The sequence below is a fragment of the Paenibacillus xylanivorans genome (assembly GCF_001280595.1).
Taxonomy (GTDB): domain Bacteria; phylum Bacillota; class Bacilli; order Paenibacillales; family Paenibacillaceae; genus Paenibacillus; species Paenibacillus xylanivorans.
Window position 1 is genome coordinate 156407 of the sequence record NZ_LITU01000078.1, and the last position, 21939, is coordinate 178345.

Sequence of the window (21939 nt, forward strand, 5' to 3'; positions counted from 1 at the left end):
CGATTCATTGTTGCTTGTTGCCTATGTTCTTGATCTTTCCGAAATACTTCATTATAGAAAGGTTGCGTTCCATGAGACACATCGGATTACCTCCTAAACAGGGTCTGTACGACCCACAGTTCGAAAAAGACGCATGCGGAATGGGTTTTGTTGCCAACATCAAAGGAGTACCTTCACACGACATCGTTAGTCAGGCACTGACCATGCTCAGTAACATGGAACACCGCGGAGGACAGGGCAGTGAGCCGAATTCCGGTGACGGAGCCGGTATCTTGATCCAGATTCCACATCGCTATTTTGCGCAGGAAGCGGACCGTCTTGGTTTTGCATTACCTGAACAGGGTTTCTATGGCGTAGGGATGTTGTTCCTTTCACAGGACCCTGTCATTCGCAGTGCGCATGAAGAGAGCCTTAAGAAGATCATCGAAGAAGAAGGCCAGACATTCCTGGGTTTCCGTGACGTGCCTACGTTTGATGAGATGCTGGGACGTTCTGCGCTTGCAGCGAAGCCTTATGTACGTCAGGTGTTCATTGGAAGATCGGCAGAAGTTAAGGATGAATTGGGATTTGAACGGAAGTTGTACATCATTCGCAGACGTGCTGAGTTGGCTATTCGTTACTCGGCGGATGAAGCAGAAGGTGGTTCGTTCTACCTGCCAAGCCTGTCCTGTCGCAAAATTGTCTACAAAGGCATGCTGACAACTGAACAGGTAGGACAGTTCTATCTGGATCTTCAGGAAGATCTCGTGGAATCAGCGATAGCGCTGGTTCACTCCCGTTTCAGTACGAATACATTCCCAAGCTGGGAACGTGCCCACCCGTATCGCTTCATGATCCACAACGGTGAGATCAATACGATGCGTGGTAACGTGAACTGGATGCATGCCCGGCAGTCGCTGTTCGAGAGCGAATTGTTCGGTAACGACATCTCAAAAGTAAAACCGGTTATCAATCCGGATGGTTCGGATACAGCGATGTTTGATAACACACTGGAGTTCCTGTATCTGAGTGGCCGTTCGTTGCCACATGTGGCGATGATGATGGTTCCTGAACCTTGGAGTACAGATGAGGGAATGGACCCTGCCAAAAAGGCATTCTATGAATACCACAGCACAATGATGGAGCCTTGGGATGGACCGGCAGCAATGGCCTTTACCGACGGTTTGCAGATTGGTGCAACACTTGACCGGAATGGTCTGCGTCCTGCACGTTACTATGTAACGAAGGATGACCGTATTATTTTATCTTCTGAGGTTGGGGTACTTGATATTGCTCCTGAAGAAATCCTCTATAAAGACCGCCTGCGTCCAGGACGTATGCTGCTTGTCGATACACAACAAGGACGTATCATCGCGGATGAGGAAGTGAAGGCTCTCATTGCAGCCGAGAATCCGTATCAGGATTGGCTCGATGAGCATCTGATGGATCTGAATGAGCTTCCCGATGCACCGGAACTGCCTGATCCAAAACATGATAACGTGACCCAGCTTCAGCTGGCTTATGGATATACATTTGAAGAATTGCGCAAAGTGTTGGAGCCTATGGCTTCTACAGGTATGGAAGCTACAGGTTCCATGGGTTATGATGCACCGCTGGCGGTTCTGTCGGATCGTCCGCAACGTCTGTACAACTATTTTAAGCAGATGTTTGCACAAGTTACCAATCCACCGATCGATGCGATTCGTGAAGAGATTGTAACGTCTACGGCAACAACGATCGGGCCGGAGCGTAACCTGTTGAATCCTGAACCGGAGAGCTGTCGTCAGATTCGTTTGGATACACCGGTACTGTCTAATGAGGATTTTGCGAAGATTCGCCACGTTCGTCGTCCGGGCTTCCGCTCGATGACGATTCCGATCTTCTTTACAGCAAAAGAGGGCGCAGAAGGACTTCGCAAAGCGATGGAACTGCTCTTCGAAGCTGCGGACCGTGTCATCGACAAAGGTCATAACATTTTGATCCTGTCTGACCGTGGCGTGGACGCTGAGAATGCCGCTATTCCTGCATTGCTGGCTGTAGCAGGTTTGCATCACCATCTGATTCGTCAGGGGACGAGAACCAAAGTTAGTATCATGCTCGAATCAGCAGAACCGCGTGATATTCATCACTACGCATTGCTGCTGGGCTACGGCGTAAGTGCCGTGAACCCGTATCTGGCGTTTGAAACGTTGGATGACATGATTCAGCAAGGGCTGCTGCGCGGTATCTCTCATGATAAGGCTGTGAAGAACTATATCAAGGCTGCGACCAAAGGGGTTATTAAAGTCCTGTCCAAGATGGGGATCTCAACGATTCAATCCTATCGCGGTGCACAGATTTTCGAAGCAGTGGGTCTGAAAACGGATTTCGTTGACCGTTACTTTACTTGGACACCTTCCCGAATTGGCGGGATTGGTCTGGAAGAAGTGGCTGCCGAAGCATTGACTCATCACAACCGTGCCTTTACGGACAAAGATGGCAATGACAAAGTACTGGATTCTGGCGGGGAATACCAATGGCGTAACGACGGAGAAGAGCATCTGTTCAATCCGCAAACGATCCATACACTGCAACATGCAGTACGTACTGGCGATTACAAACTGTATAAAAAGTATTCCAAACTTGTGCAAGGCGAAAATGATCAGTTGCTGACCATTCGCTCCATGCTGAAACTGAAACCGGTCGGCCCTGCGATTTCTTTGGAAGAAGTGGAATCCGTGGAAGACATTATGCGCCGTTTCAAAACAGGGGCAATGTCCTTCGGTTCAATCAGCAAAGAGGCACACGAAGATCTCGCTATTGCGATGAACCGTGTTGGTGGTAAATCCAATACAGGTGAGGGCGGAGAAGATCCGGCTCGCTTCATTAAAGATAGTAACGGTGATTCTCGTCGCAGTGCGATCAAACAGGTGGCATCCGGACGTTTTGGTGTAACATCCAACTATCTGGTCAATGCCGACGAGATTCAGATCAAGATGGCACAGGGAGCAAAACCGGGTGAAGGTGGACAGCTGCCTGGACGTAAGGTATACCCTTGGGTTGCTGAGGTTCGTGGATCAACACCGGGTGTAGGTCTGATCTCTCCGCCACCGCACCATGATATCTACTCGATTGAGGATCTGGCTGAGTTGATCTATGACTTGAAAAATGCCAATCCACGTGCAGAGATTAACGTTAAATTGGTATCCGAAGTCGGCGTTGGAACGATCGCGGCTGGCGTAGCCAAAGGTCGTGCCGATATCATCCTCGTCAGCGGTTATGACGGTGGTACAGGTGCATCCCCGCAAGGCTCGATTCGCCACGCAGGAATGCCTTGGGAGCTGGGTCTTGCGGAGACGCATCAAACGTTGATGCTGAACAATCTGCGTGACCGTGTCGTTCTGGAAACAGACGGTAAAATGCTGAATGGTCGTGACTTGGCCATCGCTGCTTTACTCGGAGCTGAGGAGTATGGATTCTCTACAGCACCACTCGTTGCACTCGGCTGTATCATGATGCGTGTCTGCCAGATGGATACATGTCCAGTAGGTGTAGCGACACAAAACCCTGAATTGCGTAAAAATTACACGGGAGATCCTGCTCATGTCGTCAACTTCATGCGTTTTGTTGCTGAAGATGTTCGTGAAATCATGGCAGATCTTGGCTTCCGTACCATTCAGGAAATGGTGGGCCGTACTGATTGTCTTGAAACAGTAGAGGCAGTAGACCACTGGAAGAAGAAAGGTGTAGATCTGTCCGTATTACTGCATGTGCCTGAAATGCCGGAAGGCTCTGCACGTTACCGTACACAGCATCAAAACCACCAATTGGAAGAAACGCTGGATATGCAGCAGTTGCTCCCATTGGCACAACCTGCGCTTGAATCCGGTCAACCGGTTGAAGCGGTGCTTCCAATTACCAACGTAAACCGTGCAGTAGGTACCATTTTGGGTAGCGAAATTACGCGCAAATATGGAATTGCAGGATTGCCGGAAGATACGGTTCAATTCAAATTTGTCGGCTCTGCTGGACAAAGCTTTGGGGCCTTTGTACCTAAAGGTATGACATTGACCGTTGAAGGGGATTCCAATGACTATGTAGGTAAAGGGTTGTCCGGAGGTAAACTGATCGTCATGCCTTCACCAAAAGCCACATTTGATGCCGAAGATAACATCATCATTGGTAACACCGCTCTATATGGGGCAACCAGTGGTGAAGCCTATATTCGTGGTATCGCCGGGGAGCGGTTTGCTGTACGGAACTCGGGTGCCAAAGTGGTTGTTGAAGGTGTAGGTGACCATGGTTGTGAGTACATGACGGGTGGACGTGTCGTCGTTCTGGGTGATACAGGTCGTAACTTTGCAGCCGGGATGTCCGGCGGTATTGCTTATGTGTATGATCCAAAAGGCACATTCCTGAAACGTTGTAATCTGGAAATGGTACTTTTGGAGCGTATCGAAGATGTCTCTGAGAGTGCAGATCTGCGGGGCATGATTCAACGCCACGTTGCGAATACAGGCAGTGCGGCGGGTCAGCGCATTCTGGATAACTGGCAGCAATCTGTAGAGCAATTTGTTCGGGTTATTCCGAAGGACTTCAAACGAATGACCGAGCAAATCGAACGGATTCAGGCAACGGGCCTGACCGGAGAGGCTGCTTTGCTGGCTGCTTTTGAAGCCAACATGCGTGAACTTGCACGTGCAGGAGGTTAATATATTCCAGTTCGAGTGCATGAACGGGTTGTATTAAGAATAATAGGAGCTTTATGGCGGCCAATGAGGCGCTGTAGAGCTCCTATTTGGTTTTCGACAAAATTAGAACCCGTACAAAAAACGCTATCGCCATGAGACGACAACATTGAGGAACTTTCTCAAGTATAATAAGGCTAGTTTTGGAGTGCAGGGAAAGTATAAAGATAAGAGAGGTTAGCGGAATGAATATGAAGCAACCAAACAGGGGCGATCGTAAGCCGAAAGGTAAACCAGTCGAAGCAACCCAGATGGACATCATGAAAGTTTTACTGCAATGTGGAATCGACCCGGAGCGTTGGAACCATTTCGCATCCTCCGACAACAACAAGCGCGCTTGACAACACATTAACAAGCATAGAATAGATGGAGGAAAATCAAGACATAAAAAAAGCCCAGAAACCGGAGAATGATATTTCTCGGTACTGGGTCTTCTTTGCGGGTTTAATCCATACTGCGTTCCATGCGGACAAAAGCAATAAAACGACGTGCCTCTTCTTCTGTTAAGGGTTTGCCATCAATCATCAGGCCGAAGCGTTCCAACACTTCCTTATCTGATAATTCAAGGGCGTCGACAAATTCCCTTACGTCCTCATCCATCACGACATCACTTTGTTTCGTCCTTCCAATGAGATAATCAATGGATACGCCAAAGATGTCAGCAAGTCTCGTTAACACTTCGAAATCCGGTTTGCGTCGGTTTTTCTCGTAGTGGGAGAGAGCAGCTCTTGTAATATGAATGGAGCTCGCAAGTTCTTCTTGAGTAAGTCCCCGCTGTTCCCTTAATTCAGCAATGCGATTTCCGTAGCTCATATGCTATTTCCCCCTGAACGCCATCAAATATATATTGAAACAATCCTGAGCCAAGTGTTTGATCAGGGCAGCTTTCCTGCATCATCGTAACGCCTTATTAGTCCTAGTTGTATATAGGTCTGTCTAAGGACATCTCATATTGTCGTAAATCAAAAGAACCATGTCCAAATACTGCTTGACATGATACAAATTGTATCGTAAATTGGACGTATGGAGTTACAAAGTGTATCATTTGGGATATTTTAAAGTATGACCACGTTGCCTAGCCAATATACCTGTGAGAAGGAGTATAGGCAACTCTTGCAAGCTAATCCATTCTAAAGGAATGAAGCCATGAATTCAATGATTCAGGAATGGGCAGATCTCAAATTAAATGTCCATATGTACATTCAGGAGTTTCATGGCAAATTGGTAGACCGCAAAAGACGCCCAGTTCTGTTGCTTGGTATGGACACACGAGCGATCACCTTCCTGAGCGACCTGGACTTGCCGATATCATCAGAGATGCTGATTGGTTTGGATGTAGAAGATAGCCATGTATGTGTACGACTCCACGCAAGGTTGCAATGGAAACAGCCCTTCGGTGAGCTCACATTGTATCATTCAAACTTGCATATTCAGCAAGAGCAGACACTATATATAACGGGACAGTTAAATACAATGATTCGAGAAGTTCAGTTTCCGACCATTTCCCGGTTTCAGTATGAGAAGGCATCGGAACAACCTAACTTGCAGGAAACCTATCATTATATTGATTTTACCATATAGTTGTACACATTCTAAACATATTCTGAACAAGCATGTACTTAACGCCATTTTACTATATTTCATAGCGTTATGCATTAGTTCTTTAACACCAAAAGCATTTGCGCAATGAATAAAGGGGCGAGGGGGATCATACATTGAGGAAGTTTGGATATGGTTGAAATGCACTGCCACATTTTATCCGGTCTGGATGATGGCCCTGTTCATATGGAACAGTCCATTGCGATGGCTGAGAAAGCGGCAGCCTCAGGAATTACCTCGATCATTGCTACTCCGCATCACCTGAACGGGCAGTACAACAATAAACCCAACGTGGTCAATCAGGCAGTGGAACTGCTACATGCAGAACTTCGCAAACTCAACATTCGCTTGGAGATCCGTCCCGGACAGGAGATCAGGGTGCATGACAACCTGATTGCAGACTTATACGCAGGAAAGTGCTGCACACTCGCCGGGAGCCGTTACATGTTGCTGGAATTGCCCTTTGGTCATATCCCCTCGCAGTTCCCCGGGATACTCCAAGAACTTAAGTTAGCGGGTATCATTCCTATTATTGCTCATCCCGAACGAAACCGTCCAATCCAGAACAATCCCGATTTATTGGTTGAATATCTTGGGCAAGGTGCTCTATGTCAAATTACGGCTCAATCGGTCATAGGACTTTTCGGGCGAAAAGTTCAGAAATGGTGTTTCCATTTTTGCAAAGAAAACGGATTTCATTTCATTTCATCGGATGCCCATAATATGGAAGATAGAACATTTTCAATGAAAGCCGCATATCACCTGCTTGAACGCAGATTTGGAAGAAGTCTGGTTCAAAATTTGCAAAACAATGCGTGCTCGGTATGGAACAATCAAATCATAGAGCCGGAAGAACCCGTAATTATGAAGCGTAGATTGTTGTTCTGGTAACCAACTAAGAGGAAACGATCTTCATCATAATTTGCTGACTTGAATGGGAGGAATACAGTATGGAGCTAAAAGAGTATATGCAAATATTACGCAAACGAATTTGGATCATTATTGGCTTTGTAGCAGTTGCTTGTATAGGGGCAGGTGTTAAAAATTATTTTTTGACTGTACCTATTTACGAGGCGAATGCCAAATTAATCGTGAACCAGGCTTATAACGCTCAAGGTATTCCGAACCTCGATATTAGTTCAATTCAAACCAACATTAAAGTGATTAATTCGTATATTGAAATAATCAAATCTTCGGCAATCCTCGATAAAGTAGCAGCTACATACCCCGATCTTGGCATGAACGGTAATGAATTGGGACAGAGCCTACGGGTAACCACCGCGAATGAATCCCAGGTTATGAGTTTGACCGCCACTGGCTTATCTTCTGAAAAAGCAGCGAAAACGGTAAACGCTGTTGCCAAAGTGTTTAAATCCCAAATCCCCGTAATTATGAAAGTGGACAACGTAACGATTCTGAGTGAAGCCAAGCCTACGGATTCCTCTAAACCCATTAATGTAAATCCTGTTATAAACATCTTAATCAGTTTCCTTGTGGGACTTCTGTTGTCTGTAGGGTTTGTATTCCTGTTGGAATACCTGGACGATACGTTGAAAACAGAGGATGAATTAGAAAAAGAACTGGGTATACCTGCACTAGCCGTCATCTCGAGAATCCGAAAAGAAGACGCCCGTTTTTCCAAGCAAACAACAACATCTCAAAAACAGGTAGGTGATGGCCAGTATGCCACGGTTAACCAATGATAAAGGGAGCCTCGTTACTATGGCTAATCCCAAGTCTACATCATCTGAAGCATATCGGAAGTTAAGAACCAATATCCAATTCTCATCGATTGATAGTCAGATTCAAACGATCATGATTGCTTCGGCATTATCCGGTGAAGGGAAAACGACAACAATAGGCAATCTGGCAGTTACCTACGCGCAGGAGGGGAAAAAGGTTCTGCTTATGGATACGGACTTACGTAAACCTACTGTGCATCGCATGTTTAATGTTCCCAACCATGTAGGGTTGACTAGTGTATTGTCAAGTCAATATAAAGTTACGGAAGTACTACGAGAAACCGGAGTGGAAGGGCTGCATGTCCTGTCCTCTGGCCCTATACCTCCTAATCCTTCAGAGATGATTGGATCTCGTAAAATGACAGCTCTGCTTGAAGATTTGAAGGAAGAATACGATGTGATTTTATTTGATACACCTCCTGTTCTTGCAGTTACGGACGCTTTAATTATTAGTTCATTGTGTGATGGTGTCATTCTTGTCGTGAGCGCGGGCAAGGTGAAGAAGGATCTGGTTAAAAAGGCAAAAGCCCATCTTGAACATGTGAACGCACGTATCCTCGGAGCTGTCTTGAACAATGTACAGGTGCCCAAGAGTCGGAATGCGTACTATGGGGAAAATGCTTAACAAATGCACACATTTGATCCACAAATAATGTCGTCAAGGTGATGTCTACTATACCTTTATCAAGGTAGGCACTCGGTCACACTGTGGGTAGTGTACCTTAGACGTATATCGTCAAGGGTGTGATGTGAGGTTGGGTTTAATGCCCTTTTATGAAATTAAAAGTAAGAATTGCATCAATTTATTTCATGATTTCATGGATTTTAATAAATGATCCAACTCATGCTTTTAAACATAAAAAAATAATAATGGATAGGGTGGTATTTATGACTAAAGTGAGGAAAGCAATCATTCCCGCAGCCGGTTTGGGAACGCGATTTTTACCCGCTACAAAGGCAATGCCTAAAGAAATGCTCCCTATTGTGGACAAACCGACCATTCAATACATCGTGGAAGAAGCTGTAGCTTCCGGAATTGAGGACATTATTATCGTAACGGGCAAGGGAAAACGGGCGATTGAAGATCATTTCGATAGTGCGTTTGAACTGGAGCAAAATCTGCTCGAAAAAGGAAAGCTCAGCTTACTGGAAGAAGTCCGGAAGTCCTCCAACGTTGATATTCATTACATAAGGCAGAAGGAAGCGCTGGGACTCGGGCATGCGGTATGGTGTGCTCGAAACTTTATTGGCAATGAACCGTTTGCTGTATTGCTCGGCGATGATATTGTGGTTTCTGAAGTACCGTGCACGAAGCAGTTAATTCAGCAATATGAGAAGGTCAAACAATCTGTACTCGGTGTGAAAACGGTGAGTCCAAGTGAAACCTACCGCTACGGAATTATTGATCCCCTGCATACAGAGGGACGCTTATCCTCTGTAAACAGCATGGTTGAAAAACCCCCGTTGGGTACAGCACCTTCCAACTTGGCTATTATGGGCCGTTATATTTTGACACCTAAAGTATTTGAGTATCTGGAAGAACAAAATGTGGGTGCGGGTGGTGAGATTCAACTCACGGATGCGCTGCAAATGCTGAATCGGGATGAAGGAATTAGTGCTTATGATTTTGAAGGCTCCCGGTTTGACGTCGGTGAGAAGCTGGGCTACATCCTGACCACACTTGATTTTGCTCTCAAAAACAAAGAATTGCGTGCGCCGGTCCTAATGGCGATAGAAGAGATTCTGATGAAGGAACAATTGAACCAAATGCTTGTAGCAGGAGGGGATAGTCTGTGAAACTTTCAAGACCGGAATACTTTGGGAGTGGAGAAGCCCTTGCCAAGGATGGCACTTCGGCAGTATTGGAACAGCCTTACTCCCAGCGTGTTGGCGGATATGCTGACGTAATAAAACCGTTTATCGATTTTATTATTGCAGCTGTGCTGTTGCTGATTACATCACCGGTCATGCTTGTTGCAGCAATTATGATTAAGCTTGATTCCAAAGGACCTGTAATATTCAGACAAGAACGTTATGGGAAAAACGGAGTTAAATTTAGTATTTATAAATTCAGAACGATGCGTACGGATGCGCCGAAATATGGCGTATCTCCAACGACAAGCAATGATCCGAGAATTACACGGCTGGGTAGATTACTTCGTAAAACTAGCCTGGATGAGCTGCCACAATTGCTTAATATTATCAAGGGTGACATGAGCTTCATAGGTCCCAGACCTGAAATGAAGCGAATCGTAGAAGAAAGCTACACGGATCTGGAGCGCAGACGTTTTCTGGTGAAACCAGGGATTACTGGATTATGGCAAGTAAGTGATGTTCGCAAGGAACCGATTCACCATAATCTGCAATATGATTTTCACTATATCTCCAACGTCTCTATGAAGATGGATATCATTATCATTTTTAAAACCGTGGGCGTTATGATCAAAAGTAATACATTTTAACCAACTCTTTAGATAATATGGAGCGTGATCGCATTGAAACATGTTGTAGTGACTGGCGCAGCCGGTTTCCTAGGCTCACATCTAGTCAAATCATTAATTGATCAAGGACATCAGGTTACAGGAATAGATAACCTTTCAACAGGCGTTTCTAAAAATCTGCAAGAGGTGGCTAACAGCCCCCTCTTTTTTTTCCGTGAAGCTGATGTTACGCTACCCGACTCATTGGATTTTCTGGTAGATCAGCCAGTAGATGAAGTCTATCATCTGGCTTCACCCGCTTCACCCAAGTTCTATCAGGCAGATTCGATCGGAACGATCTGGGTGAACACTCGAGGAACCTATCATTTGTTGGAGCTCGCTCGTACCAAAGGAGCAAAGTTCCTATTTTCGAGTACGAGTGAAGCTTATGGAGATCCTGAAGTGCATCCGCAGCCTGAGAGTTATCGAGGTAACGTGAACACTTGGGGGCCTAGAGCCTGTTATGATGAGGCCAAGCGTTTGGGTGAAGTGTTTTGTTATGAATACTACACGAAACACAGTGTTCCCGTGAAGGTAGCACGTATTTTTAATACGTATTCCTCAGGACTACGAAACGATGACGGTCGTGTCATTTCTAACTTTGTAACACAGGCTCTGACAGGGCAGGATATTACGGTGTACGGCGACGGATCACAAACACGCTCGTTCTGTTATGTGGATGATAACATTCGAGGACTACAACAACTGATGGCTGTAGATAGTGCAAATGGGGAAATTATCAACATTGGTAATCCCACGGAATATAGCGTACTTGAAGTTGCTCGTTTGGTTAAAGAGCTTACGCAATCAGACAGCAATCTCGTTTTTTTACCTTTGCCAGAAGATGACCCTAAGGTAAGACGTCCGGTAATTGACAAGGCTCGAGAAATTTTAAATTGGGAACCTGAGATTGGCTTAGAAGAAGGTTTAAAACTTACGATCGGCCATTACCGGGCGATGCTGCAGGAAACCCCATGAAGCTGATTAAAGTGAGTTGAGAAGAATGGAAAAAGTATTAATTGCTCACAGTTTGTATCCACCCCATATCATTGGGGGCGCAGAGATATCAACACAAATTCTGGCGCAGACGATGAATCGTCATTATGATGTCAAAGTCATTACTGTAGGTGGACACGAGAAAGGGGAAGTACGTACAGAGTTGATTAACAGGATTGAAATCTCGCGGCTGCCCTATAACAATCGGTATTGGATCGGGAACTCCGTACAAGAAACGTCCGCTGCCAATAAGATTATGTGGAGAGTCCAGGATATCTTTAATGTTAAGCAATATCGATACATCAAGGCGTATTTAGCCAGAGTACAACCTGCTATTATTCATACCCAGAATATCCCTGGTTTGAGCCTGGCGATCTGGAAGGCTGCACATGAATTGAATATTCCAGTCGTGCATACGCTACGTGACTTTTCATTAATTGACCCGATCAAAATATCTGCCTACTCCAGGTTATATAGACGAATATCAAGAAGATACAGCCGAATGATATCTTCGGTAATTGGTATATCCAATCATATCCTTGGGAGTCATACAACGCTTGGTTTCTTCGAACGGTCCTCCAAACATGTCATTCATAACATTGTAGAGGAGAATAACAATGTTCAGCAGTTGTATGCACAGAAAGAGATTCACCATCATCAGCCATTGAATATCGGTTATTTTGGGCAATTAACGGAAGTAAAGGGTGTTCAATATCTAATTGATGCGGTAAAAAGTCTTGGACAGGATATTGTGGGCAACCTGCATATTTTTGGGGATGGTCCACTGCTGCATCATTTGAAACAGTTAGCAAGGTCAGAACCACGCATTATTTTCAGAGGGAAACTGGATAAATCTCAGATTGCCCCACAGATGAAAGAGATGGATATTACCGTTGTTCCCTCCACGTGGGCTGAGCCTTTTGGAAGAGTAGTGATCGAATCCTATCAGGTAGGCACACCTGTATACGCATCACGTGTGGGAGGCATGCCAGAAATTTTGGTTGAACCGGGGAAGTTTTCATTTCCTGCCTACAATTCAGAGGCTATTGCTCAAGGAATTCTTCAATATTATCATTTACCCGAACAGGATAAGGTTCAATTGAAACAACAATGTTATGCGCATAGCCAGACTTTTAATGAAGCCTATCTTCTTAAAGAACATATCAATATATACGATAAGTTAATCAGGCGTGGAGGGTAAAATGCAAATTACTTCCTTGAATTCCAGACCCCATTCGTATGTCTATGTGAAGCCAGAATCACAGTATTCACTATTCAATACAACCGTCCATATATTGCTGATCTATTTGTCCATCTATGGTTTGGTCTCTATTTATGTCGATAACATCATCATTCGTTCACTAAAGGACTTAGGCATGGCGTTGGTCGCGATCTTTGCTTTAAGGAAAGTATACCGAAGCCAGACTTTATTCATTAGGCCTTTTCTATTCATATTGGGGTCAGTTATTGCACTAGGTGCGTTAAATCTGTTGCTGGGTGCAAGTGTTGTAACACTTATATATGGGATTAAAATAACATTTTTACCGTTAATTATGATGTTTACCGGGATGCTCATCTCCCAATGTCAAGGCATCTATGCGTTTGCCAGAACAAACCTGATTATATTTATTTTATTAATCGTTGGTTGGCTGGTTCAGTACTCACTTGGGATTGAAAAGTTGATTTCGCTTGGTTTTATCTATGGAGTGAACATTAAAAACTATTTAGAAGGTGTACCTCGCCTGTCATCTATAACCTATTCACCTGACGGCTATGCGTATGCTTTGCTTATAACAGGCTTGATTGCAGAACGAACTAAAATGGCATTGAATCATCGTTTTTTTCGAGTAATCATTCAATTGCTGACAATCAGCTTCTTGCTATTGTCGACCATTCGATCAGCACTGTTACTGTGGCTTGTATATCAAATAATTATGTTTTTTCTCCAGATTCGAAAATATAGCAAAAAAAACACACTGCTACTTGCCGTTACTTTCATGTTGCTCCCAGCAGCTGTGTTCTTCGGGAGCAGAATGCTGGAATCTAAAAATTTGCTTTCCAGTTCTTCCTTATTGGATCGATTACAGACATGGGGGAACAGTCTTACTTCTCCGTTTACGATGAATGGAGCGATTGGCAATGGGATTGGTTCGGTAGGGGCTGCAAGCCGGAGAACGTATATGATCGGTGTGAACTCTAGTAATTTTGCGGTAGACAATCAGTATTTTTCCTTATACGAACAGACAGGTTGGATCGGAATCATTTATTTTATCGTTTTATTTATGTGGATTGTTGTCTCGCTTGTAAAGAAAATGAATACGTCAACTGACTCGAGCCCTTTGCGTCTGGCTCAGATGGCACTTGCACTTGGCGCGGGAGTGGCAGCTGCGAGTCTTACAACGAATGTACTTGAGTTGTTTCCTGCCAACGTTTTCTTCTGGATGCTCATTGGCATGGCTATTGATCAGTCTCGTAATTCAGGGGAAATATCACAGAAAGTGGGGTGAGAAGATTGAGGATTTTACACATCGGCGAATACGTCGTTGGTGGAATGGCGACCTATCTTAATGAAGTTGTTGGATACCAACGTGAATTTTTCGATGTTTATCTGCTGATGAGTGACTATAATTCGGCTTCTGATTTTGATTTGGAGCCGGATCACATTCTGCGTTATGAGTATACACGTCACCCCAAATACTTTTTCGCGGCCATGAGACAAATTCACCAAGCCATTAAGTCTATTCAACCAGATATTATTCATATTCATAGCTCATTTGCGGGTATTCTAGCAAGGGGCTTATTTTTTATTTTTCCACAAGAAGCCAGCGTTTTTTATTGCTCCCATGGCTGGGCTTTTCTAATGGACACCAAACCGTTGTACAGAAAAGGTTATTTTTTAATAGAAAAGCTTATGGAATATAAAACGGATGTCATTGTTAATATTTCCAAGTATGAACTGGAACAATCTTTACGTTTGGGTTTATCCGCTTCTAAGTCCAAACTTGTCTATAACGGTATACGTGAACGCGAAGTTAGTAACTTGATTCCCTTAAGCAAATCTTCAGTGGAGACGGATATCATTCAGTTGTTATTCGTGGGTAGGTATGACCGACAAAAAGGGCTTGATATTGTACTGGATATGTTTAAAAAATATCCGGAATTGCAGCAACACATTCGCTTGTATGTTATCGGAGACACCGTACTTGAAGACAAGGTATGGGAATTTTCCGAAAACATTATTCGTCTTGGCTGGGTGAACAATGCGGAAATTGATCTATATTATCAGCAATGTGATGCGGTCATCATGCCATCCAGATGGGAAGGTTTCGGACTTGTTGCTATCGAGGCTATGAAGAACCGGAAACCTGTTATCGGAAGTAGTCGCGGAGCTTTACCAGAACTAATTCAGCATGGGGAAAGTGGATATATTTTTGATATTGAACATTCTCATGAACTGTTGAACATCCTGAAGAACCTAGACAAGGCAGAATTGGTAACAATGGGTGAGGCAGGTTATGCCATCTATAAGGATAAATTTAACGCTGCTCGGATGAACGAAGAGATTGTGGGGCTCTATTATGAGGCATTTACAGGAACTTCTGTTCAGGAAATACCCGTGACGAGTCGCTTAGAATTTTCGAAGAGAGCTGGAGATGCACATGATTAAAATATATATTAATGCTCGTTTTTTGACCCAGACCATAACCGGAGTTCAGCGATATGCACTGGAGCTTGTGAAAGAAATTGATCAATTGATTGATCGGGGTGAAATTGACGGAAACCGTTATGAATTTTGCTTATTATCTCCCTCCAATATAATTAACGAACCAGCATTCAAGCATATACGCCACAAAGCGGTTGGTAAGTTGAAAGGACATCTTTGGGAGCAACTTGAACTTCCCTTTTATGCCAAGGGAGGATTGTTAATCAACTTGTGTAACACGGGTCCGGCTTTCAACAAAAATCAGATTGTAACCATCCATGATGCTGCTGTCTTCAATTACCCGAAGGCTTTTTCTTTTGCTTTCCGTGCTTGGTACAAATTTTTGATGGTTCGACTGGGGAAAACGTCCAAGAAGATTATTACTGTATCTCACTTTTCCAAAGGAGAACTGATGCAGCACTGTAAAATAGCGGAGCACAAGCTCGTGGTCACTCATCTGGGTATTGATCACATTCATCGAAAAAAGGCGGCTGCAGGAACGATCGAAAAATATGGTATTCAATCACCTTATGTCTTGGCCGTGAGTACGATGAATCCCTATAAAAACTTCAACTTGATTTTTGAAGTTTTACCTGAGATCGAAGCTCACAATCTGAACGTTGTTATTGTTGGGTCTAAAAACAGTAAAGTTTTTGGTGAACAGACATGGGCCAAATCCGATGCTGTTAATTGGGTGGGCTATGTTACAGATGAGGAATTAAAGGCGCTTTACGAGGATGCGGCTGGGTTTATATTCCCTTCCTTGTATGAAGGCTTCGGCTTGCCGCCTTTGGAAGCAATGGCGTCAGGTTGCCCGGTTATTGTATCTTCTCGTGCATCCATTCCAGAAGTATGTGGGGATGCTGTTTTGTATTTTAATCCGGATAGTCCGAAAGAAGCAGCTTCACAATTGATTGAAATTACATCAAATCCGGAATTGAGCAAGCAAATGTCTTATAAAGGAAAAGATCACTCGGGTCTGTTTTCCTGGAACAAATGTGCTAAAGACACGGTGAACATCATTATGAACACGATGTAGATACTCTTTCCATAAGACCTCTCAAGGGAGATAAAATGTATGAATAAGGTATTTGTTGCTATTGATTTCCCGCCCGAAAAAGGAGGGATTCATGATTACGCTTATGGACTTATATCACAGATTCCAGCAGAAGAGACCACGGTTCTAACGAATAAAATAAAGGATGTTGCAGCGTCAGAACAATTTGACCAGAAGACCGATTTCGAGATTATCCGGAAGCGAATCTTTTGGGATTCCAATAAGCTTCTGCTCATATTATCCCAGCTTATCCTAGTCTTCCAACTTATTATTTTGAAATGGCGCAATAAGACGGACGAAATACACTTTGTCAACATATTTCCAGTAGGCATCGCAGGCCCGTTTATGAAAACTTTTTTTGGGGTTAAATATTTCCCTTATGTTCATGGCCTGGATGTTATGGGGATGGTGAATAGCAGGTTGTTTCCACTCTTGTTGTTCATTTTGAGGCGGTCTGAAAAGGTGATTGCCAATAGTCAGTATACCAAGTCAAAGTTGGTGGAGCTCGGCATTCCGGAGATGAAGATTGTCATTATTCCACCGGGATTAAACGTAAGCAAACTAATTGCTGGTTCTGATTTCAATGAGGATATCCGGGATAATTATGATCTGCATGGCAAAAAAGTGATGATAACTGTCTCGCGTTTGGTTGAGCGCAAAGGACATGATGTCACTCTAAAAGCTATTAGTCATGTGATCGAGCGTATTCCTAATCTGAAGTATCTAATATGTGGAGATGGTCCGCACAGAGGGGAATTGGAACGTCTGGTGAGGCAGTACGGGTTAGATTCTGTAGTCGTTTTTACAGGCGGCATCACTGATCATGAGCTGCATCAGATATATGAATGTTCTGATCTATTTGTCATGCCTAGCCGTGATATTAAGGAAAAAGGTGATGTTGAAGGTTTCGGAATTGTATTCCTTGAAGCCAACTACTACAGATTGCCAGTGATTGCGGGCAATAGTGGTGGGATTCCTGATGCGGTAAAGGACGAAATAACCGGTTATCTCGTAGATCCTCTGGATGAGAAGGAAATCGCCAATCGAATTGAAGAATTGATTATGGATGAGGGACTGGCCAGAACGATGGGAAATAACGGTTATGACTGGGTTATCAATCATTGCCTGTGGTCGCATCGAGGTCAGCTCTTGAAGCAATTAGCCTGATTATATCCACAATCTTCATGTCCGAATCTAGGAGGATTAAGGATGAAAATATGTATTGTTACCCATAGGGTGGTTAAAGGAGAGGGACAAGGCAGAGTCAACTATGAGGTTGTAGTTGAGGCTTTGAGACAAGGCCATGAAGTTATCTTGATTGCCAATGAAGTGGAGCCACAATTACTTGAGAATAGAGGCGCTACATGGATTAAGGTATTTCCTTCTCTCAAGTTACCGCAGCTATTGCGCTATCAAATCTTTGCCTTTAAGAGTGCGATTCATATTCGCAAGCTAAGAAAGACAAAACAGGTTGATCTTGTCATGGTCAATGGATTTATCACCTGGGCTAAAGGGGACATCAATGCTGTTCACTTTGTACACAGCACATGGATTAAATCCCCCGTACATAGTTTTCGCGTACATCGCTCTTGGAAACGTTGGTATTTTGGTCTTTACACTCTTGTGAATGCGTATCTCGAACGGTACGCTTTTCGCAAAAGTGGTAAGATTATTGCTGTTTCCGAGAAAGTGAAGAATGAACTTATTAAATTGGGCATTAAGCATGATAAGGTGCAAGTCATTCATAATGGAGTGGATGTGCGTGAATTTTATCCCAGTGAAGCTGGGAAGAAGAGCAAAATGGATATCGACCCCAGCCGGGTTGTAGGTCTTTTTGCTGGTGATATCAGTAGTCCAAGAAAGAACCTGGACACCGTGCTAAAGTCAATGGTATCCGTGCCTGAGCTATCTCTTGTTGTAGCTGGTTCTACTAACAGAAGCATTTATCCTCAAATGGCTAAGGATCTGAATATTGAAGATCAGGTTCATTTTTTGGGTTATCGGAAGGATATGGGACATATCATGCGCAATGTGGATCTGTTTATCTTCCCTTCACGTTATGAGGCTTGCAGTCTAGTTGTACTCGAAGCTCTTGCTTCAGGGATACCTGTCGTTATTACGGAGGAATCGGGCGTAACTGAAATCATAAAAGGAAGTAACGAAAAGGCACTAGCGGGAATTGTATTGGATGATCCAAATGATGTGACACAGTTGACTACTATTCTTAATTCTTTATTACAGGATAAAGCATGCTTGACTGAAATGGGCCAGTCCTCAAGAAAAGTTGCTCTTCTTAACGATTGGAGGAAGATGTCCCATAAATATTTAGAGTGCTATGAAGATTACCTGAACCAAACCGGAAGTTTCACTACAAAAATTAAACGAAAACAAAGTATAGAGGTGGAATTATGAGAGCATCGGTAGTCATCTGTACACACAATAGAGCTGTCGACACTGTCGAAGCTGTCCATAGTGTTCTTGCTCAAAAAGACATCAATATTGAATTTGAAGTGCTGGTTATTGATAATAATTCCAAAGATAATACGAAAGAGTTATTTCATGATACAAACTGGCCCGAAAATGTGCGTTATATTCTGGAGAGTCGGCTGGGTCTCTCTTATGCTAGGAATCGTGCGATAAGAGAAGCTAATGGTGAATTTATTATGTTTCTGGACGATGATGCATTGGCGTCCCCATCATGGATTCAAGAAGTGATAAAAGTTTTTGAACTTGATGATCAAATTGGATGTGTCGGTGGGAAAATAGATCCTATTTGGGAAGGTGGAAAACCGGATTGGATACCTGACGAGATTATAGGTTTATACACACTGATGGATTTTTCCGATATGGTAGTTGAGATGAAGCCTCCATATTTCCCTTTTGGAGCTAATGTTTCCTTCCGTAAAAGTGTATTTGATAACATCGAGCCTTTTCGAGAAGATCTGGGGCGGGTTGGAAACAATTTGCTTTCAAGCGAAGAAAGTGAACTAATCAGTAGAATACGGGAGAAATACAAAATATATTACACTCCATATGGTTCAGTGCAACACAAAATCTCCAAAAGCAGATTAAATAAGCGATGGTTGTTACGAAGGATGTACTGGCAGGGAATTAGTGATGCAACAAGATATAATAAAAGTAGTTGGGGTTTGTTTAAGCACATTTTACGAATTGCACAGGCAGGATTGCTTATTTTGTTATGTATGAATAATGTACAGAAGGTTATGAGCCAGCTTGTAAAAATATCTTATCGTAACGGAACGATCGTAGGGTCTTTCCGGAACAGCAGAGGACTGAACACCTGATGAACATGGCAATTACCAAAAAGCCAAGGCAGCTTAGCATGGTGCAGACCATTTTTATGACCAGTGTTGCCAATATTCTTATTATGGCTGTGACGACTCTCACTTCTATTATTACAGCCCGAATGTTCGGGGCAACCGGTAAAGGTGAACTTGCTGCTGTATTGTTCTGGCCCGCCTTTATATCTGGTCTAGCTGCATTTGGTCTGCCAACATCGTTAATCTACAATGTGAAAAAGAACATAAATCAATTACCAACATACATCAGCATGAGTTTTGCGGTTCAAATTCCTATCAGCTTGATAGCTGGAATTGTAAGTTGGTTTGGCATCTCTTTCTGGCTCTCCGGTTATTCGGAATCGGTCGTTTCCATTGCGCGCTGGTATACCGTATCCATGGTTCCTGTGATGTTGTTTATGGGAGTGCTTGCAGCTGCCGCCCAAGGAACGGATAAATTCCATATTTATAATCTATCGAGGCTGTTTGCTCCCTTATTTAATCTTGTTGGTCTGGTGTTGCTGTGGATAACAGGCATATTGACGGTGGAAAGAGCAATCATTGTTAGTTTTGCAGCTAATATATTTGTATTAATCTGTTACATGTATGCCATGAGGCAGCAAATATTCAGTTCAGCAAGCAAGCTGGTGGGTCAATTTAGAACCTGTATTCATCTATTCAGTTATGGTATTCGAGTATACGGTGTGGAGCTGCTTGGTACTTTGTATAATCATTTCGATAAAATAATTATTTTGGCTTTACTTACACCCAAAGATTTTGGGTTGTATTCGGTTGTTTTTGCCCTCTCCAGAATGTTTAACGTAGTTCAGACTGCGATAACGAATGTGATCTTTCCGAAGGTCGCAGGCATGGAGCAGCAGAAGGTACTGACTCTTGTAGGTAGAGCCTTCCGTATAAGTATGGTTCTTATGACGATCATCATCATACCTAGTATGCTGATTGGTCGTTTTTTTATTGGAATACTGTTCGGACCGGAATTTCTTGAAGCTAGCGGTGTGTTTTATTTGTTATCGATGGAATGCATTGTTGGCGGAGGATCCTGGATTCTGGCTTCGGCATTCAATGCGTTGGGAAGACCTGGTGTAATCGTACTCCGGCAGATTGTAGCATTGGCAGTGACTATTACTTTATTCTTTGTGCTCACTCCACTACTGGGCTTATACGGAATAGGGTTAGCACTATTGCTCGGTTCTTTTGTACGCATGTTGATGTCACTTGCATCGGTATCCATTATTTTCAAAATGCCTATGCATAAGATGCTGTACAACAAGGAAGATATTACTTTTCTAAAGGAAAGATTGAGAGAGAAAAATATACTCAAAGGAGCCGGAAAAGATGCCAAACGCAAACGTGCAAAGGATTCATCCCATGGATGAGTTGAAAAAGCGGCTTGAATCCATACTGGAGATCATACCTTCTAATTCCAAAATTTATTATATTGATTATCCGGTTTATAGTAACGGCGGCGATATATTAATTATGAAAGGAGCAGAGGCTTTTTTTAAGAGCAACCACATTCACGTTTCTGCAAGATACAGCGTTCATGATTTTTATGAAAACATTCATATCCCAGAAGACCACATTATTGTTCTTAGTGGGGGAGGGAATTTCGGAGATTTGTATGATGCTCACCAGAAGGTGAGAGAAACACTTGTTCAGAATTATCCTCGACACAAAATAGTAATTTTGCCTCAGACTATCTTCTATAAAGAGGAAAGCAATATTCTTAAAACAGCAGCAATTTTTAATAAACATACGAATCTCCATTTATATGTACGAGATGAGCCATCTTATCAGTTGGCATCTACGTATTTTATAAATTGTCATGTTGCTCTTCTTCCAGATATGGCGCATCAGCTTTGGCCAATAGAAGTAAAGAATAACCCAAGCAAAGAGAGACTCAATTTTTATAGAACCGATATTGAAAAAAATTCAGAACAAACACAAATGGAAGTACAAGGCGATAATCAGGATTGGCCAACATTATATAACAGATATGAAAAGAAACTTATTTATTACATTAGTAAAGGACTAAAAAAACGGGCGTCACGAGCCATTTCACAGTTCTTATGGATGAAATATAGTGATTATCTGGTGAACAAGGCTATTCGTTGTTTCGCAGACTATCGCATGATTCATTCTTCCAGATTACACGGACACATCTTATCCTGCCTTATGGCAAAACCCAATGTGCTAATTGATAACTCCTACGGGAAAAACTCGGGATATTATCGGATATGGACTCATGAAGTTAACACGGCAAACATGGATACCTCCTCAAAAACGATCTCTCCACCTACACCTAAGTATATGGAAACAACCGCAACAGTATAAAA

Annotated in this window: 19 protein-coding genes; 18 read left to right on the forward strand and 1 reads right to left on the reverse strand. The window is 43.2% G+C overall.

The features are described from left to right. Positions 1-71: 71 nt before the first annotated feature. Entirely contained in the window at positions 72-4670 is a 4599-nt protein-coding gene (gltB, locus tag AMS66_RS25450) for a glutamate synthase large subunit (protein ID WP_053783439.1), read from the forward strand. 221 nt (positions 4671-4891) lie between these two features. Further along, complete coding sequence (locus AMS66_RS32845) at positions 4892-5047, forward strand: hypothetical protein (protein ID WP_160319736.1); 156 nt, start codon at positions 4892-4894, stop codon at positions 5045-5047. Between the two features lie 103 nt (positions 5048-5150). Here AMS66_RS32845 and AMS66_RS25455 read toward each other — a convergent pair whose 3' ends face one another. After that, positions 5151-5519 carry a helix-turn-helix domain-containing protein gene (locus tag AMS66_RS25455; RefSeq protein WP_024632898.1) on the reverse strand — a complete coding sequence of 123 codons (369 nt, stop codon included), beginning with the start codon at positions 5517-5519 and terminating at the stop codon, positions 5151-5153. Positions 5520-5852: 333 nt separating this feature from the next. Between AMS66_RS25455 and AMS66_RS25460 the strand changes: the two genes are divergently transcribed. The 16 genes from AMS66_RS25460 (at position 5853) to AMS66_RS25535 (ending at position 21937) form a co-directional block, all read left to right on the forward strand. Next, positions 5853-6287: a hypothetical protein gene (locus AMS66_RS25460; protein WP_053783440.1), complete on the forward strand. Its 435-nt coding sequence runs from the start codon at positions 5853-5855 to the stop codon at positions 6285-6287. A 150-nt stretch (positions 6288-6437) separates the two neighbouring features. Then, positions 6438-7196, forward strand: coding sequence for a tyrosine-protein phosphatase (locus tag AMS66_RS25465; RefSeq protein WP_053783441.1), 759 nt, complete (start codon positions 6438-6440; stop codon positions 7194-7196). A 59-nt stretch (positions 7197-7255) separates the two neighbouring features. Next, positions 7256-8008: a YveK family protein gene (locus AMS66_RS25470; protein WP_053783442.1), complete on the forward strand. Its 753-nt coding sequence runs from the start codon at positions 7256-7258 to the stop codon at positions 8006-8008. Further along, positions 7989-8672 (forward strand): CpsD/CapB family tyrosine-protein kinase, encoded by a 684-nt coding sequence (locus AMS66_RS25475; protein WP_053783443.1) that lies wholly within the window; start codon positions 7989-7991, stop codon positions 8670-8672. Before AMS66_RS25470 ends, AMS66_RS25475 begins: the two co-directional genes overlap by 20 nt. Positions 8673-8935: 263 nt before the next feature. Then, positions 8936-9844 (forward strand): UTP--glucose-1-phosphate uridylyltransferase GalU, encoded by a 909-nt coding sequence (galU, locus tag AMS66_RS25480; RefSeq protein WP_053783444.1) that lies wholly within the window; start codon positions 8936-8938, stop codon positions 9842-9844. Next, a complete protein-coding gene (locus tag AMS66_RS25485) occupies positions 9841-10509 on the forward strand; it encodes a sugar transferase (protein WP_201782223.1) in 669 nt (222 codons plus the stop codon). The genes galU and AMS66_RS25485 overlap by 4 nt, the downstream gene beginning before the upstream one ends. Positions 10510-10542: 33 nt before the next feature. Beyond that, on the forward strand, positions 10543-11505 hold the full coding sequence (locus tag AMS66_RS25490) for an NAD-dependent epimerase/dehydratase family protein (protein WP_053783445.1): 963 nt from the start codon (positions 10543-10545) through the stop codon (positions 11503-11505). Positions 11506-11530: 25 nt separating this feature from the next. Further along, positions 11531-12724: a glycosyltransferase family 4 protein gene (locus AMS66_RS25495; RefSeq protein WP_053783446.1), complete on the forward strand. Its 1194-nt coding sequence runs from the start codon at positions 11531-11533 to the stop codon at positions 12722-12724. 1 nt (position 12725) lies between these two features. Continuing rightward, a complete protein-coding gene (locus tag AMS66_RS25500; protein WP_053783447.1) occupies positions 12726-14030 on the forward strand; it encodes a hypothetical protein in 1305 nt (434 codons plus the stop codon). A 5-nt stretch (positions 14031-14035) separates the two neighbouring features. Continuing rightward, on the forward strand, positions 14036-15190 hold the full coding sequence (locus tag AMS66_RS25505) for a glycosyltransferase (protein WP_236703625.1): 1155 nt from the start codon (positions 14036-14038) through the stop codon (positions 15188-15190). Further along, the gene (locus AMS66_RS25510; RefSeq protein ID WP_053783448.1) at positions 15183-16265 is read left to right on the forward strand and encodes a glycosyltransferase family 4 protein; all 1083 of its coding nucleotides are present in this window, start codon (positions 15183-15185) and stop codon (positions 16263-16265) included. The genes AMS66_RS25505 and AMS66_RS25510 overlap by 8 nt, the downstream gene beginning before the upstream one ends. Before the next feature lie 39 nt (positions 16266-16304). Further along, positions 16305-17450 carry a glycosyltransferase family 4 protein gene (locus tag AMS66_RS25515; protein WP_053783449.1) on the forward strand — a complete coding sequence of 382 codons (1146 nt, stop codon included), beginning with the start codon at positions 16305-16307 and terminating at the stop codon, positions 17448-17450. A 42-nt stretch (positions 17451-17492) separates the two neighbouring features. Continuing rightward, the gene (locus tag AMS66_RS25520; RefSeq protein WP_053783450.1) at positions 17493-18695 is read left to right on the forward strand and encodes a glycosyltransferase family 4 protein; all 1203 of its coding nucleotides are present in this window, start codon (positions 17493-17495) and stop codon (positions 18693-18695) included. Continuing rightward, complete coding sequence (locus AMS66_RS25525; RefSeq protein WP_053783451.1) at positions 18692-19588, forward strand: glycosyltransferase; 897 nt, start codon at positions 18692-18694, stop codon at positions 19586-19588. Before AMS66_RS25520 ends, AMS66_RS25525 begins: the two co-directional genes overlap by 4 nt. Then, positions 19588-20979, forward strand: a complete 1392-nt coding sequence (locus AMS66_RS25530; RefSeq protein WP_053783452.1) for a lipopolysaccharide biosynthesis protein — start codon at positions 19588-19590, stop codon at positions 20977-20979. Before AMS66_RS25525 ends, AMS66_RS25530 begins: the two co-directional genes overlap by 1 nt. Then, a complete protein-coding gene (locus tag AMS66_RS25535) occupies positions 20972-21937 on the forward strand; it encodes a polysaccharide pyruvyl transferase family protein (RefSeq protein ID WP_236703627.1) in 966 nt (321 codons plus the stop codon). The genes AMS66_RS25530 and AMS66_RS25535 overlap by 8 nt, the downstream gene beginning before the upstream one ends. Positions 21938-21939 lie beyond the last annotated feature (2 nt).